Source organism: Halalkalibacter akibai JCM 9157 (assembly GCF_000513135.1).
Lineage (GTDB): Bacteria > Bacillota > Bacilli > Bacillales > Bacillaceae_D > Halalkalibacter > Halalkalibacter akibai.
In genome coordinates, this window is the sequence record NZ_BAUV01000003.1 from 110,578 (window position 1) to 134,927 (window position 24,350).

Genomic DNA, 24,350 nt, shown 5'->3' on the forward strand with positions numbered 1-24,350 from the left:
CGTACAAAATAGAAACATGCAACCTAGAAATATAAAATGACTCAACATCATTGGGGCTGTTAAGAATGGCAGCCCTTTTTGCTTATTCGCTCGAAAAGAAGGTACATACGACAAAAAACGCTAGACTTAGTGTTTTCCTTTTTGGGTTTAGTGTATCATTGAAATGACAGTAATGTAATAAATTGGTGTGGGGGTATTTTATGAATAAATCATTGAGTCAATTTGAGAAAATGACAGAAAGTATTTTGGAATTAAAAAACGTCTCCGAAAAAAGTCTATACGAACCTATTAAACAAGGAAAATGGTCAATCATACAAATTGTACAACATCTATATTATTGGGATAAATTCAATCTTGAGAAAATGGTACCCCATTTCGGCGAAGGTAATAACTTACCACCGTTCCCAGACCATGAACAACATAATAAAGAAGCTATGTCTTATGTGAAAGATTATTCGGCTAGTTCCATCATTGATCATTTTGTGCTTACTCGAAAAAGGCTTTGCGAAGAGATTTCAAAAGTGGATAAAGGTGTTAGATTTACTATTGGTGAAGGAAAAAGAAAATTTTCTGGAGAAAGTTTTGTGAAAATTTTCATAAAACATGATGCCCATCACCTAAAACAAATCAATGAGAAATTAAATTAGCAAAAAGCATATGAAAGGAGAAATAAAATGAAGGCAGTGATCCAAACGGAATTTGGGGCCGCAGATAAACTTACATATACGGATATTGAACGACCAACAATAGGTGAAAATGAAGTGTTAATAAAGGCTTCATATACAAGTGTAAATTATGCTGATATAAAAAAACGTTTAGGTAATAAAGGGAAGGGAAGTTTTCCTTTAATACTTGGACTAGATGTAGCGGGGATAGTAGAGGAAGTATCCCCGAATTCAAGCTTCTCTAAGGGAGAACGGGTAATAGCTTTTCCTAAAAATGGCTCTTATGCGGAATATGTTGTAGCAAATGAGAACTTAATGTTTAGAATTCCAGATAACCTTTCGTTTGAAAAGGCCGCAACGATGCCAACCGTATCAATTTTAGCTTATATCCTTTTATACGAAATAGGGCAAGTACAAAAAACAGATACCATTGTCATACATAGTGCAGCAGGTGGCGTCGGTTCAATGCTGGTACAACTAGCGAAACTAGCTGGTGTACAAAAAATCATTGGAACTGTTGGAAACAGAAATAAGGAGAGTTATGTAAGAAAATTAGGAGCCGATTTAGTTTGTACCTATGAAGACTTTTCAGAAGAAACGTTAAAGCAAACAAATAATAAAGGAGCCGATGTTATTTTTGACTCGGTCGCCGGTGAAGTGACTAGTTCAAGTTTAGAATGTTTAGCATTATATGGCACACTTGTTCAATTCGGCAATAGTAGTGGGAAAGCGGGTTCTTTTAAAACAAGTGATGTCCATAGTAGTTGTAGAAATGTAAAAGGGTTTAGTTTAGGAACTACACGTAAACATAACCCTGAACGCTTGGCTGCCGTTGCAGAAAAAGTCTTAGGTTTATTCGCTTCCAACAAGGTATCTATTCCAATTGCTAAAGTATTTAATTTAAAAGATGCTCCGGAAGCTCACAGGTTAATAGAAAGCCGTCATTATGAAGGGAAAGTCTTAATTAAAATGTAAGAATGTAAACTTAATAACATAGAAAAAGATTCGTAGAAAATAGCGAGAAAGACGGGTGTTCCGATGTCTAAGAAACTAAAAATGATCTTAGCTGTAACGGTTATTTTAGTAGGGGCTTATTTTATTCATTTAGCTTTGAAAGACGATGTTCAAGAAATCAATAAAGCTGTGTTTTCTTTAAATCAACAGAATACGAACATTGCTCATATTGAATTTTTGGATAACAAACAAGCCATTGCCTTTTACGAGTGGGGTGCTCATGATAACCTCCATTTTGGCTCAGCTATCTTCAAGAAAAACTTACTAGGATGGAAGTTCGTTCATGGCAGTACGGGTACACTTGATCATGGATACAAGTTAGATTGGGGTTTTTCGAATTTAGAATTTGAATTGTCTGGATACACCGACTTAATCAGAGGAAAAATACTGGACCCACGAATCGTTGAAGTAACAGTTCAAACTACTAATGGGAACGAATTCAAAGCAAACGTGATTGACTATAACAAAGACGAAAAATTTTGGTTTTTGGTTAGTGGTGGAGAAGATCTTCTAGGCTCTACTATTACAGGGATGTCTTCAGACGGTGAAATGATAGAACAGATTATACAATAGTTTTTAAGAGTTAATAGGGGCTAGTGAAATGAATCTAAAATTAAAAAGGCTTTTTGATGAAGATCAATGTGACTTAAAAGAAATGGCAACTAATAGAGTTGAGAGAGACAGATTACGTAGGAAAAGAGTTCTGGAAATGGTAGAGGCAGAAGAATTAACGGAAGCCATAGATTATATCCATGCAGCGATCATTTTTCAACACGGAGAATCACTAAATGATTGGTGGCAAGCTCATATTCTAGCAATGGAAGGGGTCAAAATGGGCTTTGAACCTAAATGGATAGCTGCAGTTGCTTTAGATAGGTGGCTATTACGGCAAAGTCTTCCTTTAAAATATGGAAATCAAGTAACCACTTTTGGCGGAATATACCGCATCCCAAAACTAGATGAAAAGACTTTAAATCAAGAAAGAGCATTATGGGATCTCCCTTCTAAAGAGGAGTTATTAGCTTTTAAGAATCTTAGAGGATTTGTAAATAGCGATATTGTTTCAGCAAAAGAGGTAGATGGTTTATCTATAAATGTACGTAAACTTGAGCGACCTCCAGCACATAGTCCAACACTTGAAGGTGAGATCTGCGACTATACAAAAGAGGGGAAGCCTGTTTATCAAAACAAATATGATTGGAAGTGGGTTAATAAGGAAGATGGTGCTTTTGATTATGGGTGGATGTTAATTCCTTACGCACCCGTTATTGCTCATGTTATTGCGGAGGACGACGATATTTTTTGAAACAAGCGAGTTTCAAAAAAAGAAAGGGTATTTTAGTCTCACATAAACTGAAGGAAACGTTCTACTTTAAAGAAGATAAAGGCATTTGGGCAGTAACGGCTCATACTTTAGAAGATCTTGAAAATACTGTTTCGACACATTTGTAGGAGGACGAAAATGAAGAGGAAATTTTTTCTTTTTCTATTAATGCTTCATTACAAGATGCTTTAACAAGTAATCGGTAATTTAAATCTCGTTTTTGAGAAGCCATTATTCCATTATATAAGAACTACATGGATTGGGTTGCAGAGTGCAATCGAGAAGAGATCAAACAAAGGATAAGTAATTTGATACACTGCACTAGGGTCTGGTTATAACGAAGTTGAAGGAGGAAATATGAAAAGAAGTTATTACCTCATACTGGTTCTGTTGTTGTTATTACTTGCTAGTTGTACAAAAGCAGTGCCTGACACAGCGAGAGGAAATGGTGATTATTGGGATGTTAATATGAAGTATTCTCAGGATAAAATAGCTTCGTCGCTCTTTTATCACGGTGGAGAGAAATTAGTTAAAGTCTCATACGAAATTCATTACCCTTCAACAATACCGATCGGCGAGTGGGGCGAATTTGATGTTGAGGAAGAAACCCATCCCCTTTTTTCTTTAGGAAGTACAGGCACGTCTCTTCCTCCGATGGATGTTCTTCGTCGAGATTTAAATCAAGTAACAGTTGATATTTCGTGGAACACAGATAAAGGAAAGTATAAGGAAACTATCCATATCCGTACAGATTAAGGAGGGGATCACGATAAAGCATAAGCTTCTTCCTATTATTAGTATGACTATCCTATTGCTTTACGTATTTACAATACAAACCAACTTTAATTTAGCTGGTTATAGTTTTGTGATAGAGGATGAATATGCTGATCCAGTTACGGTTTTTATTGAAGAAGGTTTTATAAACAAAGAAAAGTATGAAATGGAAATGACAACAGGTCAGGCACTCACCCTTGTGATGTCTATTAATCAAGCAGATGACTTATGGATGATTAGTATGGTTCTGATTATGCTGTTTCTAACTGGCTTTTTCATTTTGTTTTCTTCACCTATAAGAGAGAGTAAATACATCATATGGTATGTTGGTTTTTATTTATTGTTACTAATTATCGTAGTCATATGGATTTATACTACTCAAAGTGGAATTACCGAAGATATAGTGAGGAACATAGAGCTAATTAATGTTTCTTCAGGAGGAGTAACAGGTTTTACCTCTTAACTAATGGAAAATGTCTTAAATATTGGAGGTGTGACTGTTTGAAAAGCTACATAATTCTCTTTATTGTTGTCGTGTTCATGCATACGATAACTCTTGTAAATGTAACTATATTTAATGGTGAGTGGAATGGAATTGTCCTGTTCCTTTCTAATACTTTATTTATAATTGCTGTTTTTTATTTTGGTATTGAATTTCGAGCGAATCGAAAAAAGAGTCGTAGTACATAGTCAAATTTTTAAGATAGCAATCGTTTATTGTAAGGTGATCATGCCATGAAAAACAAACCACATCCATTTGATGATGTTCCTTCAGGTGAAAAAATAAGCTATGCACATTTTTTGTATTACTTGAAACAAGGTAGAGAAATAGAGTTTATGTATCAGCACAAAGAATATTTTATTTCGCATACTTCGGAAGGCAGAGCTTTGTGGGCTGGTCAAATAAGATTGAGTAAGTATTTTGGTGAGTCGAACGAAGATTTAGCTAACTTCGCAAAAATTGGTGGGGTGCCTTTAGGCGATTTATTTAAACAAAACAAAATTCAGATAAATGCTGTTTTTTAAGGAAACAGGGGGTAAACGGTTTTAGTTCTCTATTTTATAGGACTAAGACCGTTTAATCGTTTGGCTTTGTTTAAAGGAATCTAACGTTCTACCGGTACTATACTGTAACAATCAAAAAAGTTCTTCTTTTTCATTGACTCTAACGTTGCGTGATACTTTTTTGTGAAAGTAGAAAGGAGGTAGCGTTGCATGAAGGTTAAAGAACTTGCGGATTTAGTTGGTATTAGTGTTCGTACGCTACACTACTATGATGAAATTGGATTATTATCACCAAAGGAAACAACTGAGTCAGGTTATCGTCTTTATTCAGATGAGGATCTTGAGTTGTTGCAACAAATTTTGTTTTTTAGAGAACTTGATTTTCCGTTGAAAGAAATAAAGCAAATTGTCAGGAGCTCTTCCTTTGACAGGCAAGAAGCGTTAATTCAACACCGAAAGATGCTTGAAAAAAAACGAAGTCAACTTGATACATTAATTAACACGGTCAATAAATCAATTCAGCAAATGAGAGGGGAAGTTAAGATGACAAATAAAGAAAGGTTTGAAGGATTTGACTTTAGTCATAATCCTTACGAACAAGAGGCTAGAAAACTTTGGGGAGATAAAGCTGTTGATGAATCAAAGGCTAAAATAGCAAGCATGTCTAAAGAAGCTCAAAATGCGGTATCGGAAATCTATTCAAAACTTTCCTTAATCCGAGATCGCTCACCTAAGTCCGAAGAAGCGCAGGCCACAATTAAAGAATGGTTTAACTGTTTGAATAACAACTTTGGACATTACACACTTGATGCTTTCAAAGGATTAGGACAATTATACGTTGCTGATGAACGGTTCACCAAAAACATTGATCAATACGGTGAAGGGTTAGCCAAGTTTATGTGTGAGGCGATGGAGTATTTTGCAGATCAGCAGAAACAACAAAAGTGTTAAAGATGGGCTGTTCAGCTACTGGACAGTCCTTTATTCATAAGCCGAGAATGCTATATTACCTCAAATATGGCTGTAACAATTAAACTTTGGACAAGAAGAATCCCAACAAAACCCCAACTGATGATCCTACCTTTTTTCTTTATGATTAAAGCTTGAGTTAAGTAATTAATAATGAACATTATGATGAATACGAAGGTCAATGAAAACCAAAAAGGAGAGGTGTACGTAATCGTCGTCATTTTTGTTTCCTCACTTTCATTCCAGTTTTTTGTTCATATGATGATAATTGTCTCTTAATACTCTACCATGAATATCCATTTGGTTTCTCGGAGAATTATTAAAAGTTAAAACTTTATTTTAATAAAAAAGAAGTGGACCACAAATTTATTGTGAGAGCTACTTCTTTTTACATGTAGGTCCAATCCGAACCGTTATAAGTTTTCAACTAATCAACCATCTTTGCGACATTTAAATCAATAGGCAATTTAATCGTAAAAGTAGAACCTTTTTTAAGCTCGCTTTGAATTTCTAGCGTTCCTTGGTGATTATGTTTAATGATGTTATTTGTAATCATCATCCCCAAGCCAGTCCCGCTATTTTTCGTTGAAAAAAATGGATTTCCGACTTTTTCTATTTGTTCCGCTGTCATCCCCATTCCATCGTCTCTCACTTGTAGAATGGCTTTACTGTCTTGTTTATTTAATTTAATCGAGATAGTCCCTTTATCCATAATCGCCTCTAAAGCATTCTTAACTAAGTTGATCAAAACTTGTTTAATCTGATGATCAATACAAGTAATGAAAATGGGTGTAGATGGTAGATTTGTTTTGATTTCAATGTTTTTTAAAGTTGCATGTGGTTCCATAAGCATAACAACTTGTAAAATGAGCTGATTCAGATCATGTTTCTGATAATTAGTTAGTTGAGGTTTGGAGAAGGAGAGTAATTCTTGAATGATAGATTCCATCCGGTTAAACTCTGAATCCATAATGTTAAAATATTCTTCTTTAAACTCGTTGTGGGATCTAATTAACTGAACAAAGCCTTTTAAGGATGTAATGGGATTACGGATTTCATGGGCAATGCCTGCAGACATTTGACCAACTAGCGATAACTTTTCCCACTCTTGCAGAATGGCTTCTGTTTTCTTTTTCTCTGTCATATCTCTAAATGTAATTACAGTGCCCACATGTTGGTTTTTTTCCAACATAGGATTAACTGTAAATTCAACAGGAAAAGAACTACCATCTTTTCTCCAGAAAAGATCATCTTCAATAAATAAGCTCTCGCCATCTTTGAGCGCATGGTAAACCGGACATTGGTGAATCGGGACGTGTTCGCCTTTATTGTTAGTATGGTGAATTAATTCGTGAAGGTTATTACTTTTAAAATCTGTAATGGAAAAGCCTGTTAACTGTTCAGCAGCTTTATTCCAGAAAATAACGTTAGCTTCTAAGTCAATGCCGTAAATTCCCTCTGCTACAGAGTCTAAGACAAGTTGATTGATATGATGGAGTTTTTCAATTTCATTTTGGAGATTGTCTACAGCTGATTGTTCATTAGGCATTTGTAATTTCCTTTTTTACATTATTATAACTGATTATACGTGAAGTCGAAATACTTTTGCTTATCCACTAGATAACAGGATGAGTGCTGTTAGGAATTGAATATTCACTTATGGGTGATAATATACTTAACAATTTTTGCAAATAAACATGGGTTGTCATTGTTGAGTAGGGGGAAGGACGATGAGGTCAGCTGAGAGCAAGTTTAATAACAGTTACTTATTATACACATTGATTAGAGGAATCAATTTCGAAATAGAACAAGACATTAGGAATACATTAAAAAAAAGCAATTTTAGTTTCCCGAGTTTCCGCATACTATGGATTCTTTATTTTCAAAATGAGACGACTATGACAAATTTAGCTCATATAGCTCAAACGAACATTTCAAACATATTTAGACAGTTAATCATTTTAAGAGATGATGGGTTTGTTTTGATTGAAAATGCTGCAGATGCGAGAATGAAGAAAGTTAACTTAACTGCAAGAGGAAAAGAAATGGTTAGTGATTTTATCCGAGAAAACCAGAGACAATCTGAACTAAAGATTGTTGAAACCATAGATAAAATATCGGAAGAGGAATTGAAAGTAGTCTTTAAAGTGGCGTCATTGCTCAGTTCTGAGCTTGTAGGAGACAAGTTCACGAGTTTTGTCATGAAGTCTCATAAAGATCTTTAAAGGTTAGATTTAAATTATTTGCAAACGCAAATAATTTTAGGGGAACTCCGCCATAATAAGACAGACATATCCAATAGGGCTAATTTGAAATATTGAAGTCTGGATGTCGGAGGTGTTAGTAGCTATGGCTAGTCATATTAAAGAAAAAGGAATTGTATATTCAGCGGTAGTCATGACAATGGTGTTATTACTAAGGTTTGTCCCAAGACAAAAAATAAGAGAAGCTCAGGTGTCATTTTTATTTCAACAGGCAATCACGTGGTTTTTTGGTTTATTAGTGGTTGAGAAGAAGTTAATTAAATATCCGTATAGGCGTTATTTTAAAAGGGCCGTTAAATCAAGTTTTGCCTTTGAATATTTCATTTGTCCTGCCATTTCCGCGCTCCATAACCTATACTATCCCGAGAAGAAAGGTATCTTACGTAGATTTCTTTATACGTGTTCGTATAGTGGAATGATTACGTTTTTAGAATTTTTCATTGAAAAATACACAGACCTAATTGAATATCGAAAGTGGAGTTGGTATTGGAGTTTTCTCTCACTTTCATCTGTTTTTTACCTTTCTTGGCTTTATTCGCGATGGTATTTTAAGAAAGAAGAATGAGCGATAGTTTCCTTTTTTTCTTAGGCTCTTTTTCATTATATTAGTGAAACGGATCAGTAGCTTACTTGAACGAACTTATCCTTACACAAACCCCATATAAGCACCTTCTCATAAGACTATTTACTTCTATCTGTCATTTGAGCGATAAAATGATAAAATAGTATAGATGAATAGAATGAGGAGATGTTACTTATAATGGAACAATTAAGTTTGTTTGGAGATATTGAGCCTAGAAAAGAAGAAAAAGTTGAAGTGAAACCACAGGAAATAACATCATCAGTTCCAACAATGGCTAAATCATTACTTCCTTATCATGAATTCATTTTAAACGAAGTGAAAGCTGGTTTATCGGTTAAACAAATATGCCAAAAACTAATCAATGAAAAAGGATTATCGAGTGAAACATATAGTCAAGGCACGCCTAAACTTTACCCGCAACTAATGATTTACTTGTCGCATCAAGAAAATGTTAAGTTAGATAAAATTGATCCAAATGGAAATGGAGATTTTATAGATTATCAAAAAGAAGAAAGTGGACGGAAGTTTGATGCGATATTTAAAGTATTGTAATGTCATTTAAAAGGGTGTACTAAAAGTCTGGTTAAGACTTATTAGAACACCCTTTTTGATTTATCCTTTTTTTTGTTCATAAGCACGAAGATAAGGTGATTGGTTCAAGCTTTCAGGTAGCTTTAAGATCGACTGGTTAACCAAATCTAGTTTTGTCTCTATTCTATTTAATAGGTAGAGCGTCACCATAACTGGAAATCCATACTCACTTAAGAGCGGAAGCCACATCTCCATTATTAATCCTCCTTAAAAAAAGAAGGAGGCACTTAGCACCTCCTCCTTTCAGATTAAATATCAATCACTTCAACAGTACGGTCTACGATACGAGCAGCTTTCTTTGCTTTGATTTCTCCACCTGTTGACGTAAACACATTCTGAGCGACAATTGAATCCATCGCAGAGCTGATCACAACAGGATTAGCAGGGTAAACGGGGTTATCTAGTGTAAGTGTGACATTACCACCCATTTCATTTTCAAAAATTAATTCTAAGCGTTTAGTCATTATTGATTCCTCCTTTCCCAAAAGGGTATTTTAGACATTAAGCTAAGCTGTGAATGTTGGTACGGTCGGCTTTGATAAGTGTCCACTCTTGAAGTGGAGCTAGGGCACTAACTACGGCTGTAAGCTGTAGGTCAGTGGCAGTTGGCTTGATGTTGTTAAAGCTTTTTGATTTTGAAATGTCTTTCCCATCCATATCCACACCATTTGTAAAAACTAAGACTAAGCGAGAATCAATTAGCATCGTAACACCTCCTTTCACTTTGTATATATAGAGCTCCTCTGAAATTGTCATAGTTCATTCACAAAAAAAATAGGTAGGTAAATAGCGCTAGATTAGGCTCGTACATAAGTTGTTTTTTTGTCTAAAAGTGTGGTATCTTACGAGATTGAATCGAAACTTAGCAGAAATGTTGTATAATAGTAGAAGTGAAAAAAATAATAGATTTACGTGAGGGAGGATCATAACATGATGGAATGGGCGCTATCCATTTTGTTTGGTGCAGCAGTGTTGTTATTGGTATGGTCATTTGTAAAAGCAAGGAAAGCAACTCAAATAGAAAAATCAGAAATTGAACAATTCTCTATTTCAGTGATGGAGGAAATGCAACAAGTTCAACAACAAATGCGAAATCTTGAGCTTGATCAAGAGATTATCGCTCAAGAAGCTGGACTAAAACCAGGTGCAGAGCAAAGAGAGTTATTGCGTGTAGTTATTGATTTATATAGACGCGGCTATTCTATAGAAGGAATTGCTGCCGAAACAAAAAGAACAGAATCAGAAACCAAGCTTATGCTAGCTCCTTATATGGAACGAAAGAGTGAAAGGAGAAAAGTAGCAAAATGAAAGTAAATACGATACGTAGCTTTGCTGGCGGGTTAATCGTCGCAGCAACGGTTTGTGGTGCCGTTTATTTCTTTGGATCAAGTGAGGCAACGACGACACAAGCACAAGAAAAACCAACCGTGGATGAGATGATCACATTGCTTGGTTCAGAAGGCTATGTCATTCAAACCGAAGAACAATGGCAAGAGGCACTTGCTGTCGTTGAGTCAGAGCCTGAAGAGGAAGAAATAGTAATAGAAGAAGAACCTGAAGAAGTTAAAGAAGAACCAGAAGAAAAAGAAGTAGAAGTGAAAGAAGTCATTATTTATCGCACAATGCTGACGGTTACTCCTGGAATGACGAGTATTGATGTAGGACAAGCACTTGTAAAAGCAAACGTTACAGATAGCGCAATGGACTTTTTTAAAGAAGTAGAAAAACGCGGGCTTGCGAATAAACTAAAGCCGGGAACATTTGAAGTAGATAGTGAGATGTCTTTAGATAAAGTGATTTCGATTATTTTTAAATAAAGATTTTTCCGTAATTTCCTTAATAGTTGTTGCTGTTAGTGAAATGGAGCGAAAGCCGTTACACCTCTAACCATTAAAAGCAACGAAATAGCCCTAAATAAAGATGAAGAATGTGAGGTGAGTGTTCAATAGAACGCTCACCTTTTTCATTTTCTGGGAAAAATAGTAAGAATAAGACGAGAAAAGCTGATCATAAATTGAACAGGTAAGCTACTTAACTTTTGGGGGTTAGCATAATGAATAGAGCGAATGGCACGAATGTACCAAGTGGTCCTGCGCAAGTAGTCGTCTTAGAACCTTATGTGTATACAGCCCTTTATAATCTGATTGGAGAACGAATTGTCATTGATACGTCACGTGGTCCCGTAAACGGAGTGGTCAAAGATGCGAAGCCTGATCATGTTGTCGTTCAAGAACACGATTCTACTTTTTATGTTCGTTTAAGTGAAGTGGTTTGGTTTATGCCGGTTTAATTGCTACCTATCAAAATACCAAAAGTTTTTCCTACTGGCTTCGTTCATTACGCTTCAGGCACTTGCTTTCCTCTTTTCCCGCAGGAGTCAAGTGCCTTCCGCTCCATTCCACTTTAATTGTTATTAACACATTGTAAAGGACATCCGATTTCCTGAAAATAATTCACTCAGGTGTGATGAATATGCTTATATAACAAAAATATCAAAAAAAGTTCGGCGCTTGGCACCGAACTTTTTCATATTTTCTTATCTAAGTATTCCTTGAAGTAAAAACATGGCTTGTTCTTTTTTGCGAAAGGATTCGAATGCAGATCTTTCTAGTTCGCTGATTCGAAGACGCGTAACAAAAGGTTGATTGGATAAGATTCTTGATGGATCGGCAACGATCAGGTCTGTTTTTGAAATACCGGTTTCTACTTGCTGTAGCTCATTGTATTCGAGGCCGAGAGTGACAAATCTTTGTTCGATGAAACCGTTATTGGCTACGAGCACGAAAGGCCTCTCAACTTCAAGCTCTTGGTCTACATCAAGCTCTTGGTCTACATCAAGCTCTTGGTCTACATTAAGCTCTTGGTCTACATTAAGCTCTTGGTCTACATCAAGCTCTTGGTCTACATTAAGCTCTTGGTCTACATCAAGCTCTTGGTCTACATCAAGCTCTTGGTCTACATCAAGCTCTTGGTCTACATCAAGCTCTTGGTCTACATCAAGCTCTTGCTCTACTTCAAGATCCTGCTCTATTTCAAGTTCCGACTCTAGAACTGATTCTACTTCTACTTCATCAAAAGAAATAGCCTCTGGAAACAGCACGAGTGCGTTTGGAATTTCATTTTGAATAATGTTTAACGTGACATGATACCCCAACTTGAGTTCCACTTCTGAGTCGATAATATCTACCTGAAAGGGATAAGTTGTTTCAACATCTAGGGCAGGGTCTTTCGCTGGAAGGTTGGAAATATGACTGAGTGATCCTTCTAGTGGCTCATTTTCATGAACCGTTACTTCAACGGGTAAGCCCTCGTATAATTTTAGTGATTCAAGTTCAGTTAATTCTCCTTTTGCAATAAAAGGAGAGGTGATTAATGTTATAAATGGTTGTCCTGGATTTTGATTTATTTCTTTTACGATCCCAGTAACTGGACTTTGAATCTCAAGCTCGTCCTCTTGGTTGTTAAGTGAAGTGAGAGATTGTTCATAGAGCTCTTTTTCTTTTTTCAGGGCGGTGACTTGATGATGTTTTTGGACAATTTGTAAGTCGTATTGACCGATAACAGCCTCTGATACAGGTGCTCATCTTCGTCTGTCGTTTTTAAACGATTCAGGATAGAAGTTATTGTTTTAATCTCAGAGAGTAGTTGGTCAGACCTTAAGTAACTTGTTCGATTTTTAATTCTAGTTCGTTTTTTGCAGAGTCAATTTGCAGGTTGGTGTAGTTGAAAAGAGCATCACCAGCTTGTATTTCTTGGCCGACTTCGACGAAAATAGAATCAATCGAGCCAAGGCTTTCGTTTACATAGATAAATTCTTCACTTGAGGTGGAGATTACCCCAGGCTTTTCAGTAGACTCAACAATGTCGACAACATTTGCAGATACAAACTGGTCAATGATTTGTAAACGGGAAATGTTGCTGTCTTTATGAACAATTATAATAATGTTTACTAGAAAAAGGAGTGTAGCAAATCCAAATAATGTGTATTTCACCCAAGGCTTGAACATAATTTCCCACCTTTAAAGAACTAAGTATATAGCAAGATACGTTTTTAATACAGAAAAGAAAAGGAAAACTAAATGAATCGTTAAGGCGAGTAAGATGATAAAGCGAACTTTGTTAAAAGCTAATTTCGAAAAGGCATACACTTGTATGATGAGAGCCCAAATATAAAAGACTGAAACGCCGCTAAATAAATGACTCACATATGTGTTAGATGTTAATGAACTAGCTATTACTCCTAGTGCAAAGGGAGAAGTGATGGCATCAATACCTAACCATAACTCAAAAGGAAGAAGAGCTATGTCCCCAAGTATAAAAATAAACAGACTTACGGTTGAGACGATAAATGATTGGCGGAAGCTGACGTCATCTAGAAAGATAGAAAAACAAAAGCTGGCAAACAGTAAGTAAATGATCGGTGAGAAAAGAGCTTCTAGTATACTGCCTATTCCAACAAGCAGTTTGATCAATTCAAGTTCACTAACAGAATAGAAAGTAAGTTGTTGTGAAAAAACGGCCGTATCAAGACCATGAAAAGACCTTATGATGGAAATGACCATCCCAATAGAAATAAGAATGGCAACATGTTTGATCGGAAAAGGGACTACCTCAGCTATATTAAGCTGGTAAAATTTTGTTTCAGGGTCTTTCAAGCTTCGTATTAATTCAAATTGATATTTCATTGGTGAGCCCCCAAGCGATAATGTAAACTCTATTCTCTTATTCTATCGAAAAACATGGAATTTTGAAAGAATTTCCATATAAATCGAGAAATAAAAACAGGAATGAAATCCAACATTGTTGAAGTAAGTAGAACCGTGATGGCTTTTAAGCAAGTTTCTATAAAAAACGAGCCAGAAATTATTTGCTCACTCGTTTGGTTAAAATAACAATGACTGATAGAATTGAAACCAGCTAACGGTTTTCACGTATATACTTTTGGGAGGTGTTAAAAACATGAAACCGAAAACGGATAAGTTACTGAAGGGATTACTAAGCTCAAGTGTGGCGTTGATGGGTCTAACTGCCTGCTCACCTGCGATGCAGGAAGAGTTATTCCAGACACCGGCTGAACCGGATCCGACTGTTCAACCAGATCCGGATCTTCTACCATCACCTGAAGAAGCTGATTGCGACACTTGGACGTGGGACGAGGAAGCAGAAGGCTATCAGTGTGTCGAACAAGGCAATCAAAATTACGGACATTATTATTATGGCGGAAGTTGGTTCCCGACGATCGCAGCCTTTATGGCAGGGCGTGCCATGGCTGGCGGTGGTGGTGGCACACGAACGAGGCAACCTGCGGTGACTCAACCAGGAAGAGACACAAATGTTAATCAGCCGAATCCGAATCAACAACAACCTAGATCACCTAATCAAGCTGGTAATCCGCGCTCAGGTATGGGTGGTGGAGGAACTTTTGGTGGTTAATCGCGATTTGTTTTACGCTACAATTCCTGATTTTTGGGATCGTTTATACGGAACGGAATATGCTCTTTATGATTGCATAACGATTGATCAACACACTGTTGAAGAAGTGAAGCAAGCAACGAACGTAGCCTACCATGTTTTTAATAAAATGAATGATTTACTCCGGGAAGCAGCAGATGAAACGTTGCTCGAACTTGGTTTTCCGTCTAAAGGCTTGCCGTTTTTACGAATGAATTCGATTCCTTATGAAACGGTGATCGGGCGCTTTGATTTTGTTCAAACAACAGATGGTCTGAAGCTACTAGAGTTCAACTCAGACACCCCAACCTTCATACGTGAGTTGTTTGAAGTGAACGGTTTGCTCGCTAAACAATTTCAATTGGAGAACCCGAACTCAGACGAGGAACTAGTTTTAGGGAAAGCGATTCGTAATAGCGTGTTTCACTGTGCCAAGCGTATTGGAGTAAGTGGTCATCCGTATGTTGTCTTTACTGCGCATGAAGAGGATATTGAAGACCGGGAAACGATGAAGTATTTAATGAGAGCAGCCTCAATTAAAGGAGCTGCATTTGTCCCGCTCGAGCACATTCAAATCTTAGCAGGAGAAGGAGTTTACGACCCAGCTGGCAATAAAATTGATGTTCTCTATCGTCATACATATCCGCTAGAAGCCCTTTTAGAAGATGTTTCAAGTGATCAGTTTCCAATTGGAATCGAGTGTATGAATCTTGTATTAGCTGGAAAAGTCGGGATGTTAAACCCAACGTCAGCTTTTTTAATGCAAAGCAAAGCCGTCATGGCGGCAATCTGGGGGATGCATGAACATCACCATCCTTTATTTACAGAAGAGGAACATGCGTGGATCGAACAAATTTTTCTACCGACCTATTTAGACGAAGAGCCTTTTTCTTTAAGTGGTGATCAATATGTAAAAAAACCTGCCTTTGGCCGTGAGGGCGATACGGTTGAAGTCAGGAAAAACGGCGAGATTCTTTTTTCACCGAAAGAAAACTCGTATCAGCAATATGTGCCGATTTATCAGAAGTACGTCGATTTGCCGGTTCAGACAATCCAAACAGAAAAAGGACCTGCAAAAGCTCATCTTTTAATCGGAAGTTTTGTGATCAATGGCAAGGCAAGTGCATTTGGCTTCCGTGCTGGGGCTCAAATTACCGATAACCTATCTTATTTCCTACCTTGTGGAGTGAAAGGAGCAACGAAATGGATGTAATGTATTATCTTCAAACGTTTGATCATTTTCTAATCTATCTAACGGTGTCTCTTTTGTTATTTGTGATTGGAACGTATATTTTCAAGTTACTGACTCCGTATTCGGAACGAGCTCAAATTAAAAATGGCAATACCGCTGTTGCGTTAAAATTATTAGGGAAAATGGCTGGTTTAGTCGTAGTTTTGCAATCTGCTGTTAGGCATTCTATCAATTTAGTCGACTTAATTGTTTGGGCGTTCATTGCGATTATCATTCAAATTGTTCTTCATTTAGTGATTGAATATGTCCTAACTCGCAACACGAGCTTAGCAAAAGAAGTAGAAGGTGGCAATGTTGCTGTCGGCTTATTTCTTGGTGGTGTGTCGGTGTTAGTCGGATTGATTGTTGCAGCGAACATAAGCTTCTAATAAGGGGGATGAATGATGCTTCCGTATAAATCATTAACGGAACCTTTTGAGCCAGACGCCTATTTAAAAAGGTGGGAACAGCTTGAGCGAAAGGTGGCAGCAAAAGGTTTTACATGGGCGACTCTCTATGAAAATTATGAGGATAATCAATATATGAGTGATTCCCTTTTAATGGTCCCATCCTCACTCGCACGCGAAGTCGAAAATGCTTCAAGAGCGGTTCATGATGTTTTTCAAAAAACATATGAGCAAATTTTAAAAGATCGTTCCATTGTTCATAAAACCGGAATCTCCGTTTTCTTATGGGACCTCCTGTTAGAAGGCGGAAAAACGGCTTTTTCTTATTTTACAAGATATGATTTCATTGCCTCAGCGAACGGTCTAAAGTTAATCGAAGGCAATACCGATACACCTGTTGGTTTAATAGAATCTGCGATTGCCCAGCCGCTGATTTGCGAAGAGCATGGGAGCAAAAATCCAAGTGACCGAATGACAACTCATGTCAAGAATGCTTGGAATCAAATCATCAGAGACTACAATATCGGAAGCACCGATACTCTCTATTTTACTTGTGCAGATTGGCATGAGGAGGACAAACAAACGGTTCAATTTTTAATGAACCTTTACCCTCAACGAGCTAAGTACATACCACTTGAGAAAATTGTTGTCGAAAAAGACGATGTTCGCACACCTGAAGGCGAGCGGATCGACTTTTTATATCGCTTGTACCCGCTTGAGTACTTCCTAGCTGAAGAAGGGCCAACTGGCGAAAAAATTGGCGAACAACTCGTCGTTCACATCATGAACAAAAAAATTAAAGTGATTAACCCACCATCTGCTTTGCTGATGCAGTCCAAAGCGATCCTTGCGTTGATTACGGAAAAAAAGACAGAATGGTTCACGCGCCAAGAACAAGCTGCAATAGAGAAATACTTTTTACCAACCTATGATACGGCCCATTCCTTGCAGTCGTATGTGAAAAAGCCCGTGCTTGGCCGTGAAGGTGGAGGCATACAAATTGTCGCAAACGGACAAGTGTTGGACGAAGACCGCGACTATTATCAAGATCAACCTGTTGTGTTCCAGCAATATTTCCCTATGCCAGATCAAACAATTGATACGTGGGACGGACCGTATACAGGAAAGCTTTTAATTGGTTCTCATGTCATTAACGGTGAGCCAAGCGGCTTGTTTTTTCGAGTCGGCGAACGAATTACCGGCAATTTGTCGATGTTTGTGGCTTATACGACGGGATGAGATGGGAGAGGCGACAGTCGGGGCCTAAATAGGATATCGCTAATTATTAGCGAAAACGCGATTTTATTAGTGATCTTCTCTATTTTAATAGCGAATTTTCCTTTTTAATTGCAATTTTATTTTTTAATAGCAAATTTAAAATGGTTAAAAGCAAACAAAGCAATTTAATCGCGAATTCTTACGTTTAATAGCAATACAAAACAGAGGCGGGGAACACCCCCTCCTCCCACGTTAGAAAGGAGGTAACTCACCTATGCATTTTTTTCTGAGAATTAGTCTCGGGTTGATCAAAATGAAAAATCTTACCTTGATCGTGACAACGGCCTTATTTATTTTTATGAGCACAGCCATTATGTATGGCTTGGAGCCTGAGACGTTTGAGAGTTTTGCTAATACGTTTTATTTTGTTATGACTACTTTTACGACAGTGGGATACGGCGATTATTCACCTGTTACCATCCCTGGCAAAATGTTTGCTGTTTTTATGTTTTTATTTGGAATTGGTTTACTTGGGGTTGTGATTGGCAAGATTGTGGACTCATTTACGATATTTAGAAAGATGAGAGAGGAAGGGAGGTTAAGTTACATGAAAGAAAAACATATCATCGTAATCGGATGGGGGAAAAAATCGGAGTCTGCCGTCAAAGAAATTCTGGATTCTGATCCTCACATCGAAGTTGTCATTATTGACACTCTGCCTAAGGCACCGATTGATGTTAGCGATAATCGTGTACACTACGTCCAAGGTGATCCAACAAATGAAGAGCCTTATCAAAAAGCAAATATTACATCAGCGAGCGCGGTTATTATTTTTGCTGATGATACGATTCAAGACCCGGCCTTAAAAGATGCCAAAACATTGCTTGTCTCGATTACGATTGAACGCCTTGCTCCTGACGTACATACAACAGTTGAAGTGATGACAGAAAAACAAATCGCAAACTTTGCTCACAGTAAAGTCGATGAGTTTATTTTGTCTCAAGAAACAATCTCGCGTCTTGCTGTTCGCTCAGCCCTATACAAAGGCGTCTCGCAGGTGTACTCACAATTAATTAGCCGTCAACATGGCGAAGATTTATATAAAATTGCGAAACATCCTAGTTGGAACACCTACAATGATGCGTTCCAAAGCTTGTTGAAACAGGGAGCTACATTAATTGCTGACCGAAATTTGCTAGATATTAACCGTCGGTTGGACGAAACAATTCCAGCAGAAGCTGAGTTGTACATTATTTGTAATAGAGAGACGTTTGATCAAATTAAAAGCAATTAAGGAGAAAAGGATATCTATAGCCTTTTCTCGAATCTGTCTCATAAGCCATTTATGAGGAGGAGTCAACTTGAACACTTTTGCTTTTCATCTCCCAACTAAAATCCACGCTGGAAACGGTAGTTTTATGAAAACGGGAGAATACATACAAGATATTGTTAAAGGAAAACGTCTTTTTATTGTGACCGATCCTGGAATTGTTGATTTAGGACTCGTCACTCAGTTGGAAGACATGTTAGCTAACCAAAGCTTTGAAACTCATGTTTTTACTGAAGTGAAACCGAATCCGCGGGACTACGACTGCATTATGGGAGACGAACTTGCTCGCGAGTTTCAAGCTGACTGCATCATCGCGCTTGGTGGTGGATCTGTCATTGATGCTGCGAAGGCGATTGCTATTTTGCAAGTGTTAGGAGGGAGACCGCAAGACTATGCTGGACGCGATCAAGTTCCTGCACCCGTCACGCCTATTGTAGCAATTCCAACGACAGCCGGTACGGGAGCTGAAGTCACGCGCTCCTCTGTTATCACGGATACAGAAAAAAAGATTAAGTTAACGATTAAGGACGTGAAGATTGCTCCTGCAGTAGCAATCGTGGATCCAGAGCTTACGTATCAGCTCCCTGCACATTTGACTGCATCAACAGGAATGGATGCACTCGTCCATGCAGTCGAAGCTTTTACATGTAAACGTAGCAACCCGGTTGCAGATGGACTCGCAATTGAGGCAATGAAACGAATTTACCCAGCACTCCGGCCAGCAGTGACAGAAGGTGGTTCTAATCAAGAAGCACGGTATGAGTTAATGATAGGAGCAACGATTGCCGGAATGGCTTTTTCCCATGCAGATGTTGCATCCGTGCACTGTATGGCTGAAGCAATCGGTGGTTTGTATGACACGCCTCACGGGGTAGCGAACTCGATGTTTTTACCATACATCATTGAATTTAATGCGGAAGCCGACATTAAAAAACATGCGACCATTGCTAGAACGTTAGGGTTGGTAGGCGAAGACGCATCAGAAACGGATGCAACAGCCGCACTCGTAGCGGAGATGAAACATCTAGCATTCGACCTCGCGATTCCAACTTTCTCCTCTCTTCCACAAGTGAAAGAAGAGGACTTCGAGTATTTAGCTGAATCTGCCTTTCAAAATGGATCAACACCGAGCAACGCGAGGAGATCCAGAAGCAGGACTATTTGATGTTGTTTGAAAAGGCATTTAGGGCTAAAAATGAGAGATAGAGCGTAGGATTAGTGGGGTGAGCGAGTAGGCGGAGTGTTTTATCAACTAATCGGGGTTACTTATCTACTATTTTTTGCGTATATCTACTAAATTTTGATTTTATCTACTAATTGAGGGTGTATATCGACTACTTTACGAATATATCTACTAATCTAAGGAAAACGTAACGAAACACCTACACTGTCATTGCCAATATCAAAAGCACTGGAGCAAGCAAAACTCCAGTGCTTTTTCGCATTTAACTAAAAAATGAATGAATTCCTATAATTTGTAAACGATAAACGAGAGCATAGTCGAACAATAAACGAGGGAATGCATGTGAACAACTTCAAGCCATCAAATAACGAAAGACGCTTTAAAGCACATGTTAGTACGTTAGGAACAACACAATTACATTTGCGCAATCCGTATATTATTGCTTGGTGGTCAGCGGCCTTTCCTGGTTTTGGCCATTTACTCTTATCGAAATATTTAAGAGGCTATACCTTGTTTCTTTGGGAAATCCTTATAAACGTTATGTCGAAACTTAATCTTGCAATGGTTTATTCTTTTACGGGTAACACGGAGATGGCAAAAGAAATTCTAGAGCCTAGATGGTTTCTTTTGTATATTCCTGTTTATTTGTTTTCCATTTGGGATAGTTACCGGACGGCTGTTGATATGAATAGATTGTGTTTATTAGCAGAAAGAGAAAATGCGGATTTTAATACATTTGCGATCGGATCTTTTGAAATCAATTACCTTGATAAGCGGAGCCCTCTAATGGCTGTTGTTTGGTCGCTTTTTATGCCAGGAATGGGCCAACTGTATATACATAGAATTGTTACGGGAACGTTTAATTTAATTTGGATTATTATTTTTGTCTACTATTCCAATTTATTATTAGCTGTACATTCTCTCTTTTTAGGGAATATAGCTCAAGCAACAGAAGTCGTAAATCCACAATGGTTGCTGTTTATTCCGTCTCTTTATGGGTTTTCTGTTTATGATGCTTATGTGAATACGGTGGAAAATAATAAATTATACGAAAATGAGCAAAGGAAGTTTCTTCAGAAACATTATCAACAATACCGAGTGAAAATTCCGAGTCAAATCGTGAGGTGAGCAAGTTGCAAGTTTTCTCCACCTATGAACATTCCTCCTATTTAGAACTAGCGATTAGTGCACTTGAGCAAACCGGAATTGATAAATCGAACATTCTCGCCGTGCCACTTAATAACCGAACAGAAGAAAGAAAGTTATTTGACACATTGCATCGTTCAGATGGAGTGAGTTTATTTGATAAAGGTGCTGCAATCGGAACGGCTTTTTCTGTCATTGGGGGAAGTGTTGGATTTGTCTTAGAATGGGGACCGATCTACTGGGGACTGATTGGAGCAGCAAGTGGGTTTATTTTAGGGATCCTCATTGATTATTTTTTATACAAAGTCAACCACAAAAGAAAAAGACTTATCAGAGGGAAAACGTCAGAGGTAGTTCTTGTAATTAATTGCCAAAAAGAACAAGTCGAAAAAGTAGAAAAAATCTTATGGGACAACCTAGCTCTCGGTGTAGCAAGGTTGGGAGGTAGTCCAGAGAAAGAAGGTGTACAACTTGAATAAGAATAGCCAGAGAATCTTCCTAAGAATCTTATTCATTGTCACTCTAGGTGTTTTACCTTTTTTACTAAAAAAAACTCCTAGACGAGACTGGATCATCGTCTTTGTTTATAATGCTGTGACGAACGGGATTCTTGACCGGATGATAGTAAAACGCAAAACGGTTCAATATCCAGTTCGCCCTTTACCAAAGCTCTTTAAAATTCATGTGTTGTTTGATTTTTTAGTTTATCCAACCATCACAATCATCATCAACCAACTGACATATAAGGATAAACCTCTAATGATCTTTTTTAAATTGTTTTACATTACAATTCCAATGTTATTCATCGAGCTCTGGGCGGAACGAAAAACAGATTTGGTCAAATGGAAGAAGGGCTGGGAGTGGTATCATACCCTTGCTAGTTTAACCGCTAAGTCACTTTTAACGAGATTGGTCATTGCGGTCATTAGGTATGTAAGAGAGAAAAAAGAGGGGGCACGAAACGAAAAAGAAAAGAATTCCACTAAAGAACTCTTTTCATGATGGAGCACCACTTATTGAACAGGAATCGCGAGCGTAAACGTCGTACCAGAATCTTTATCACTTTCAACAATTATTTGTCCACCGAGCTTGTCAATCGTGCTATAAACCATGACCATTCCGAGGCCAGTTCCTTCTTTTTTTGTAGAATAATAAGGTTTTCCAATTGAAGCCATTTCGACATGAGTCATACCGACTCCTGAATCTTTTATGGTTATTTCAATGCGGTCTGTTAAACCGAGAACATGAATTTGGAGGATTCCACCTTTTTCTTTCATGGCTTCTATTCCATTTTTATATAAGTTAATTAAACATTGCTGAATTTGTTGTTGGTCAAAATCGCGCTCGTGTTCGTTATCAAATTGGAATTCTAAATCAACTTGATGTAAGTTTGCATAAGCTTGCATGATATTGTTCACATATTCTGTTTCTTGTTTAGATTTGATCGCACCATGTTATGGGCTTGGGGCTTGGCCAAAGCGAGAAAGTCGCTAACGATTTGTTCAGCCCGGTTTAACTCTTTTAACGACAAATCAATGTAACGCTTTTCTTGTTCTTCTAATCGTTCAGATTTGCCTAACAACTGTAAAAATCCATTTGTAACGGTTAACGGATTCCTAATTTCATGGGAGACGCTTGCGGAAAGTTCGCTGATTACATGTAAGCGATCCGAATGGGCAAAAGCTTCTCGGTTTTTCGCGTTGGCAATAATTTTTTCAATGAACACCATTATAATGATAGCTCCAAGAACATGAATTGTGACAACATTTACAGCAATGAGCCAGTAATCACGGTTCAATGTAGGGAAAAACATCGATAGCGTTGTTAAAAATAAAAGCATGACTAAAAAGGATACAAAGCCCGCAAACACCACCCGCTTATTAGATGTTTGTTTGATAAAATATTTATGTCCGAGCGGGACTAAAATGAAAATAATGGTTGAAACCAAAAACGACATGAATACGCCATCACCACCGATGATAAATCGGTAAATATTTAACACTATGTAAAGGGGGAACGCAACTTTATATCCCGTAAACAAAGCTGCAATAATAAAAGGAACATAACGTAAATCAAACAAAAAGCCAAGGTGAGCAATTTGAATAGGGAATGTCATGCACAAAATCATAGACAAGGTAGATAAAAGAAAAACAACCAGTTTGCTCTCCGCTGCCGCTGCTCTACTTTCAAAAAATAGTAGGTAGATCAAAACAGGAAGTAATAGAAAAAGGAAATTAATTAATAACGTTTCAGTCAAGGGAGTCGACCTTCCCATCTTTGTGGTTTTTTTATATGTAGTTTAACATACTGTCTTATAAGAAACAGCAAACTAGTAAAGAGGAAAAGTTTACTAGTTTGCTGTTTAGATAGTTCTAGATTTAAACGCGTTCGATCACAATGCTATCGGCTTGACCAAGGTTTCGGCTGACTGCATTTAAAATATTTTGGTGCTCGCGGTAAGCTCCTTCCTGTGTGCCATCGACAATGACTCGGTAAACAGTATCATTGTCCTGATCTTGATCCTCATCCTGCTCGCTTCTTTGTAAGTTAAACGCTCTTGCTAAGCCATTAACATGTCCTTCTGCGACGGTTTGCAACCAGTTGGAATCTTGCATTTTCTCTGCGTCGTTGGTGTTGTCGATAAATCCGTTTTCTGTTAAGAGAGCGGGCATGCTCGTCTCACGTAAGACGTGAAAGTTGGCTTTCTGTTTACCACGGTTAGATAGCTCATTCACACTTGTAATTTCCTCGTGCATAATATCGCGGTACTGGGCCGTTTGCGAAGAATCAGATAAGCCGCTGTAAATATAATCCTCGTAGCCTTGGGCTGAGCCATCGAAACCGTTAATATGAATCGACAAAAAGTAATCAGCCCCCCAGTTATTCGCGTCACTTGAGCGATCACTTAAACTTCGGTCAACATCGTCGGTTCTACTCATACGAACATCAACATCTTGAAAATCACGCTCTAGCAAGTCACGAATTCGTAAAGCAATATCTAAAGTCAGATCTTTTTCTTGAAGCCCATTTCCAGTAGCTCCAGTATCAGAACCACCATGCCCAGGATCTAAATACAATTTAAACAATAAAATTCACCTCCAGGTTATAGAATATTCAAAAGTAGTATGCGAGGTATAGACAGGTCACTAGATCAAAGTAGAATAGGTAAAAGTTGTGCAAGTCCAAATGAAACTT

Annotated in this window: 34 protein-coding genes; 24 read left to right on the forward strand and 10 right to left on the reverse strand. The window is 37.7% G+C overall.

The window, feature by feature from the left end:
* The first annotated feature begins 200 nt into the window (after window positions 1-200).
* From JCM9157_RS03175 to JCM9157_RS03215, 9 genes are all read left to right on the forward strand, one after another.
* On the forward strand, window positions 201-647 hold the full coding sequence (locus tag JCM9157_RS03175; protein ID WP_035662057.1) for a DinB family protein: 447 nt from the start codon (window positions 201-203) through the stop codon (window positions 645-647).
* A 27-nt stretch (window positions 648-674) separates the two neighbouring features.
* Window positions 675-1,640, forward strand: a complete 966-nt coding sequence (locus tag JCM9157_RS03180; RefSeq protein WP_035662060.1) for a quinone oxidoreductase family protein — start codon at window positions 675-677, stop codon at window positions 1,638-1,640.
* 63 nt (window positions 1,641-1,703) lie between these two features.
* A complete protein-coding gene (locus JCM9157_RS03185) occupies window positions 1,704-2,252 on the forward strand; it encodes a hypothetical protein (RefSeq protein ID WP_035662062.1) in 549 nt (182 codons plus the stop codon).
* A gap of 28 nt (window positions 2,253-2,280) precedes the next feature.
* On the forward strand, window positions 2,281-2,985 hold the full coding sequence (locus tag JCM9157_RS23210; protein WP_052012912.1) for a hypothetical protein: 705 nt from the start codon (window positions 2,281-2,283) through the stop codon (window positions 2,983-2,985).
* A gap of 375 nt (window positions 2,986-3,360) precedes the next feature.
* On the forward strand, window positions 3,361-3,759 hold the full coding sequence (locus JCM9157_RS03195) for a hypothetical protein (protein ID WP_035662064.1): 399 nt from the start codon (window positions 3,361-3,363) through the stop codon (window positions 3,757-3,759).
* 55 nt (window positions 3,760-3,814) lie between these two features.
* On the forward strand, window positions 3,815-4,240 hold the full coding sequence (locus tag JCM9157_RS03200; protein ID WP_148296793.1) for a hypothetical protein: 426 nt from the start codon (window positions 3,815-3,817) through the stop codon (window positions 4,238-4,240).
* Window positions 4,241-4,278: 38 nt separating this feature from the next.
* Window positions 4,279-4,467, forward strand: coding sequence for a hypothetical protein (locus tag JCM9157_RS03205; RefSeq protein WP_035662069.1), 189 nt, complete (start codon window positions 4,279-4,281; stop codon window positions 4,465-4,467).
* A gap of 45 nt (window positions 4,468-4,512) precedes the next feature.
* Window positions 4,513-4,803, forward strand: a complete 291-nt coding sequence (locus JCM9157_RS03210) for a hypothetical protein (protein WP_035662071.1) — start codon at window positions 4,513-4,515, stop codon at window positions 4,801-4,803.
* Window positions 4,804-4,992: 189 nt separating this feature from the next.
* A complete protein-coding gene (locus JCM9157_RS03215) occupies window positions 4,993-5,733 on the forward strand; it encodes a MerR family transcriptional regulator (protein ID WP_035662073.1) in 741 nt (246 codons plus the stop codon).
* Between the two features lie 445 nt (window positions 5,734-6,178).
* On the opposite strand, the gene JCM9157_RS23215 is transcribed toward JCM9157_RS03215, so the two are convergent.
* Window positions 6,179-7,300 (reverse strand): ATP-binding protein, encoded by a 1,122-nt coding sequence (locus tag JCM9157_RS23215; RefSeq protein WP_052012913.1) that lies wholly within the window; start codon window positions 7,298-7,300, stop codon window positions 6,179-6,181.
* Between the two features lie 181 nt (window positions 7,301-7,481).
* Here JCM9157_RS23215 and JCM9157_RS03230 point away from each other — a divergent pair, with 181 nt between their 5' ends.
* The 3 genes from JCM9157_RS03230 to JCM9157_RS03240 all read left to right on the forward strand — a co-directional run bounded on the left by JCM9157_RS03230 (window position 7,482) and on the right by JCM9157_RS03240 (window position 9,150).
* A complete protein-coding gene (locus JCM9157_RS03230) occupies window positions 7,482-7,976 on the forward strand; it encodes a MarR family winged helix-turn-helix transcriptional regulator (RefSeq protein WP_035662077.1) in 495 nt (164 codons plus the stop codon).
* 124 nt (window positions 7,977-8,100) lie between these two features.
* A complete protein-coding gene (locus tag JCM9157_RS03235; protein WP_052012914.1) occupies window positions 8,101-8,580 on the forward strand; it encodes a CBO0543 family protein in 480 nt (159 codons plus the stop codon).
* Window positions 8,581-8,775: 195 nt separating this feature from the next.
* On the forward strand, window positions 8,776-9,150 hold the full coding sequence (locus JCM9157_RS03240) for a hypothetical protein (RefSeq protein WP_035662079.1): 375 nt from the start codon (window positions 8,776-8,778) through the stop codon (window positions 9,148-9,150).
* A 60-nt stretch (window positions 9,151-9,210) separates the two neighbouring features.
* Here the strand turns inward: JCM9157_RS03240 and JCM9157_RS03245 are convergent, their stop codons facing one another.
* The 3 genes from JCM9157_RS03245 to JCM9157_RS03255 are packed head-to-tail and all read right to left on the reverse strand — an operon-like array spanning window position 9,211 to window position 9,894.
* The gene (locus tag JCM9157_RS03245; protein WP_035662081.1) at window positions 9,211-9,384 is read right to left on the reverse strand and encodes a YvrJ family protein; all 174 of its coding nucleotides are present in this window, start codon (window positions 9,382-9,384) and stop codon (window positions 9,211-9,213) included.
* 53 nt (window positions 9,385-9,437) lie between these two features.
* On the reverse strand, window positions 9,438-9,653 hold the full coding sequence (locus JCM9157_RS03250; RefSeq protein WP_035662084.1) for a DUF2922 domain-containing protein: 216 nt from the start codon (window positions 9,651-9,653) through the stop codon (window positions 9,438-9,440).
* Between the two features lie 37 nt (window positions 9,654-9,690).
* Entirely contained in the window at window positions 9,691-9,894 is a 204-nt protein-coding gene (locus JCM9157_RS03255) for a DUF1659 domain-containing protein (protein WP_035662087.1), read from the reverse strand.
* 225 nt (window positions 9,895-10,119) lie between these two features.
* Here JCM9157_RS03255 and JCM9157_RS03260 point away from each other — a divergent pair, with 225 nt between their 5' ends.
* The 3 genes from JCM9157_RS03260 to JCM9157_RS03270 all read left to right on the forward strand — a co-directional run bounded on the left by JCM9157_RS03260 (window position 10,120) and on the right by JCM9157_RS03270 (window position 11,479).
* Window positions 10,120-10,497, forward strand: coding sequence for a hypothetical protein (locus tag JCM9157_RS03260; RefSeq protein WP_235714779.1), 378 nt, complete (start codon window positions 10,120-10,122; stop codon window positions 10,495-10,497).
* A complete protein-coding gene (locus tag JCM9157_RS03265) occupies window positions 10,494-11,006 on the forward strand; it encodes a hypothetical protein (protein WP_035662089.1) in 513 nt (170 codons plus the stop codon). Before JCM9157_RS03260 ends, JCM9157_RS03265 begins: the two co-directional genes overlap by 4 nt.
* 236 nt (window positions 11,007-11,242) lie before the next feature.
* The gene (locus tag JCM9157_RS03270; RefSeq protein ID WP_035662092.1) at window positions 11,243-11,479 is read left to right on the forward strand and encodes a DUF2642 domain-containing protein; all 237 of its coding nucleotides are present in this window, start codon (window positions 11,243-11,245) and stop codon (window positions 11,477-11,479) included.
* Between the two features lie 246 nt (window positions 11,480-11,725).
* On the opposite strand, the gene JCM9157_RS26260 is transcribed toward JCM9157_RS03270, so the two are convergent.
* The 3 genes from JCM9157_RS26260 to JCM9157_RS03285 all read right to left on the reverse strand — a co-directional run bounded on the left by JCM9157_RS26260 (window position 11,726) and on the right by JCM9157_RS03285 (window position 13,874).
* Window positions 11,726-12,748 carry a biotin/lipoyl attachment domain-containing protein gene (locus tag JCM9157_RS26260; protein WP_201768891.1) on the reverse strand — a complete coding sequence of 341 codons (1,023 nt, stop codon included), beginning with the start codon at window positions 12,746-12,748 and terminating at the stop codon, window positions 11,726-11,728.
* Window positions 12,749-12,845: 97 nt separating this feature from the next.
* Complete coding sequence (locus JCM9157_RS03280; protein ID WP_035662094.1) at window positions 12,846-13,196, reverse strand: hypothetical protein; 351 nt, start codon at window positions 13,194-13,196, stop codon at window positions 12,846-12,848.
* Window positions 13,197-13,208: 12 nt separating this feature from the next.
* Window positions 13,209-13,874, reverse strand: a complete 666-nt coding sequence (locus tag JCM9157_RS03285; RefSeq protein ID WP_035662096.1) for a hypothetical protein — start codon at window positions 13,872-13,874, stop codon at window positions 13,209-13,211.
* A gap of 274 nt (window positions 13,875-14,148) precedes the next feature.
* Here JCM9157_RS03285 and JCM9157_RS24315 point away from each other — a divergent pair, with 274 nt between their 5' ends.
* The 9 genes from JCM9157_RS24315 (at window position 14,149) to JCM9157_RS03330 (ending at window position 22,157) form a co-directional block, all read left to right on the forward strand.
* Window positions 14,149-14,622: a hypothetical protein gene (locus JCM9157_RS24315; protein ID WP_035662098.1), complete on the forward strand. Its 474-nt coding sequence runs from the start codon at window positions 14,149-14,151 to the stop codon at window positions 14,620-14,622.
* A complete protein-coding gene (locus JCM9157_RS03295; protein ID WP_052012915.1) occupies window positions 14,615-15,853 on the forward strand; it encodes a glutathionylspermidine synthase family protein in 1,239 nt (412 codons plus the stop codon). Before JCM9157_RS24315 ends, JCM9157_RS03295 begins: the two co-directional genes overlap by 8 nt.
* Window positions 15,844-16,260 carry a DUF350 domain-containing protein gene (locus tag JCM9157_RS03300; protein WP_052012916.1) on the forward strand — a complete coding sequence of 139 codons (417 nt, stop codon included), beginning with the start codon at window positions 15,844-15,846 and terminating at the stop codon, window positions 16,258-16,260. Before JCM9157_RS03295 ends, JCM9157_RS03300 begins: the two co-directional genes overlap by 10 nt.
* Window positions 16,261-16,275: 15 nt before the next feature.
* Window positions 16,276-17,517: a glutathionylspermidine synthase family protein gene (locus JCM9157_RS03305; protein WP_035662103.1), complete on the forward strand. Its 1,242-nt coding sequence runs from the start codon at window positions 16,276-16,278 to the stop codon at window positions 17,515-17,517.
* 253 nt (window positions 17,518-17,770) lie between these two features.
* Window positions 17,771-18,790, forward strand: a complete 1,020-nt coding sequence (locus JCM9157_RS03310) for a potassium channel family protein (protein WP_035662106.1) — start codon at window positions 17,771-17,773, stop codon at window positions 18,788-18,790.
* Window positions 18,791-18,857: 67 nt separating this feature from the next.
* Window positions 18,858-19,991: an iron-containing alcohol dehydrogenase gene (locus tag JCM9157_RS03315; protein ID WP_052012917.1), complete on the forward strand. Its 1,134-nt coding sequence runs from the start codon at window positions 18,858-18,860 to the stop codon at window positions 19,989-19,991.
* A 360-nt stretch (window positions 19,992-20,351) separates the two neighbouring features.
* Window positions 20,352-21,137, forward strand: a complete 786-nt coding sequence (locus JCM9157_RS03320; RefSeq protein ID WP_035662108.1) for a hypothetical protein — start codon at window positions 20,352-20,354, stop codon at window positions 21,135-21,137.
* Window positions 21,138-21,142: 5 nt separating this feature from the next.
* Complete coding sequence (locus tag JCM9157_RS03325; RefSeq protein WP_052012918.1) at window positions 21,143-21,634, forward strand: hypothetical protein; 492 nt, start codon at window positions 21,143-21,145, stop codon at window positions 21,632-21,634.
* Window positions 21,627-22,157, forward strand: coding sequence for a CBO0543 family protein (locus JCM9157_RS03330; protein WP_052012919.1), 531 nt, complete (start codon window positions 21,627-21,629; stop codon window positions 22,155-22,157). Before JCM9157_RS03325 ends, JCM9157_RS03330 begins: the two co-directional genes overlap by 8 nt.
* Before the next feature lie 11 nt (window positions 22,158-22,168).
* Here JCM9157_RS03330 and JCM9157_RS25140 read toward each other — a convergent pair whose 3' ends face one another.
* The 3 genes from JCM9157_RS25140 to JCM9157_RS03340 all read right to left on the reverse strand — a co-directional run bounded on the left by JCM9157_RS25140 (window position 22,169) and on the right by JCM9157_RS03340 (window position 24,241).
* Complete coding sequence (locus tag JCM9157_RS25140; protein WP_235714780.1) at window positions 22,169-22,573, reverse strand: ATP-binding protein; 405 nt, start codon at window positions 22,571-22,573, stop codon at window positions 22,169-22,171.
* Window positions 22,570-23,412, reverse strand: a complete 843-nt coding sequence (locus tag JCM9157_RS03335; protein ID WP_235714781.1) for a histidine kinase dimerization/phospho-acceptor domain-containing protein — start codon at window positions 23,410-23,412, stop codon at window positions 22,570-22,572. Before JCM9157_RS03335 ends, JCM9157_RS25140 begins: the two co-directional genes overlap by 4 nt.
* 121 nt (window positions 23,413-23,533) lie before the next feature.
* Window positions 23,534-24,241, reverse strand: coding sequence for an N-acetylmuramoyl-L-alanine amidase family protein (locus JCM9157_RS03340; RefSeq protein WP_035662111.1), 708 nt, complete (start codon window positions 24,239-24,241; stop codon window positions 23,534-23,536).
* Window positions 24,242-24,350: the final 109 nt, after the last annotated feature.

Excerpts from the sequence above, each read along its gene's own strand:
- JCM9157_RS03175 (WP_035662057.1), top strand. The coding sequence starts at position 201 with ATGAATAAATCATTGAGTCAATTTGAGAAAATGACAGAAAGTATTTTG.
- JCM9157_RS03180 (WP_035662060.1), top strand. The coding sequence starts at position 675 with ATGAAGGCAGTGATCCAAACGGAATTTGGGGCCGCAGATAAACTTACA.
- JCM9157_RS03185 (WP_035662062.1), top strand. The coding sequence starts at position 1,704 with ATGTCTAAGAAACTAAAAATGATCTTAGCTGTAACGGTTATTTTAGTA.
- JCM9157_RS23210 (WP_052012912.1), top strand. The coding sequence starts at position 2,281 with ATGAATCTAAAATTAAAAAGGCTTTTTGATGAAGATCAATGTGACTTA.
- JCM9157_RS03195 (WP_035662064.1), top strand. The coding sequence starts at position 3,361 with ATGAAAAGAAGTTATTACCTCATACTGGTTCTGTTGTTGTTATTACTT.
- JCM9157_RS03210 (WP_035662071.1), top strand. The coding sequence starts at position 4,513 with ATGAAAAACAAACCACATCCATTTGATGATGTTCCTTCAGGTGAAAAA.
- JCM9157_RS03215 (WP_035662073.1), top strand. The coding sequence starts at position 4,993 with ATGAAGGTTAAAGAACTTGCGGATTTAGTTGGTATTAGTGTTCGTACG.
- JCM9157_RS23215 (WP_052012913.1), bottom strand. The coding sequence starts at position 7,300 with ATGCCTAATGAACAATCAGCTGTAGACAATCTCCAAAATGAAATTGAA.
- JCM9157_RS03230 (WP_035662077.1), top strand. The coding sequence starts at position 7,482 with ATGAGGTCAGCTGAGAGCAAGTTTAATAACAGTTACTTATTATACACA.
- JCM9157_RS03235 (WP_052012914.1), top strand. The coding sequence starts at position 8,101 with ATGGCTAGTCATATTAAAGAAAAAGGAATTGTATATTCAGCGGTAGTC.
- JCM9157_RS03240 (WP_035662079.1), top strand. The coding sequence starts at position 8,776 with ATGGAACAATTAAGTTTGTTTGGAGATATTGAGCCTAGAAAAGAAGAA.
- JCM9157_RS03245 (WP_035662081.1), bottom strand. The coding sequence starts at position 9,384 with ATGGAGATGTGGCTTCCGCTCTTAAGTGAGTATGGATTTCCAGTTATG.
- JCM9157_RS03250 (WP_035662084.1), bottom strand. The coding sequence starts at position 9,653 with ATGACTAAACGCTTAGAATTAATTTTTGAAAATGAAATGGGTGGTAAT.
- JCM9157_RS03255 (WP_035662087.1), bottom strand. The coding sequence starts at position 9,894 with ATGCTAATTGATTCTCGCTTAGTCTTAGTTTTTACAAATGGTGTGGAT.
- JCM9157_RS03260 (WP_235714779.1), top strand. The coding sequence starts at position 10,120 with ATGATGGAATGGGCGCTATCCATTTTGTTTGGTGCAGCAGTGTTGTTA.
- JCM9157_RS03265 (WP_035662089.1), top strand. The coding sequence starts at position 10,494 with ATGAAAGTAAATACGATACGTAGCTTTGCTGGCGGGTTAATCGTCGCA.
- JCM9157_RS03270 (WP_035662092.1), top strand. The coding sequence starts at position 11,243 with ATGAATAGAGCGAATGGCACGAATGTACCAAGTGGTCCTGCGCAAGTA.
- JCM9157_RS03280 (WP_035662094.1), bottom strand. The coding sequence starts at position 13,196 with ATGTTCAAGCCTTGGGTGAAATACACATTATTTGGATTTGCTACACTC.
- JCM9157_RS03285 (WP_035662096.1), bottom strand. The coding sequence starts at position 13,874 with ATGAAATATCAATTTGAATTAATACGAAGCTTGAAAGACCCTGAAACA.
- JCM9157_RS24315 (WP_035662098.1), top strand. The coding sequence starts at position 14,149 with ATGAAACCGAAAACGGATAAGTTACTGAAGGGATTACTAAGCTCAAGT.
- JCM9157_RS03300 (WP_052012916.1), top strand. The coding sequence starts at position 15,844 with ATGGATGTAATGTATTATCTTCAAACGTTTGATCATTTTCTAATCTAT.
- JCM9157_RS03305 (WP_035662103.1), top strand. The coding sequence starts at position 16,276 with ATGCTTCCGTATAAATCATTAACGGAACCTTTTGAGCCAGACGCCTAT.
- JCM9157_RS03310 (WP_035662106.1), top strand. The coding sequence starts at position 17,771 with ATGCATTTTTTTCTGAGAATTAGTCTCGGGTTGATCAAAATGAAAAAT.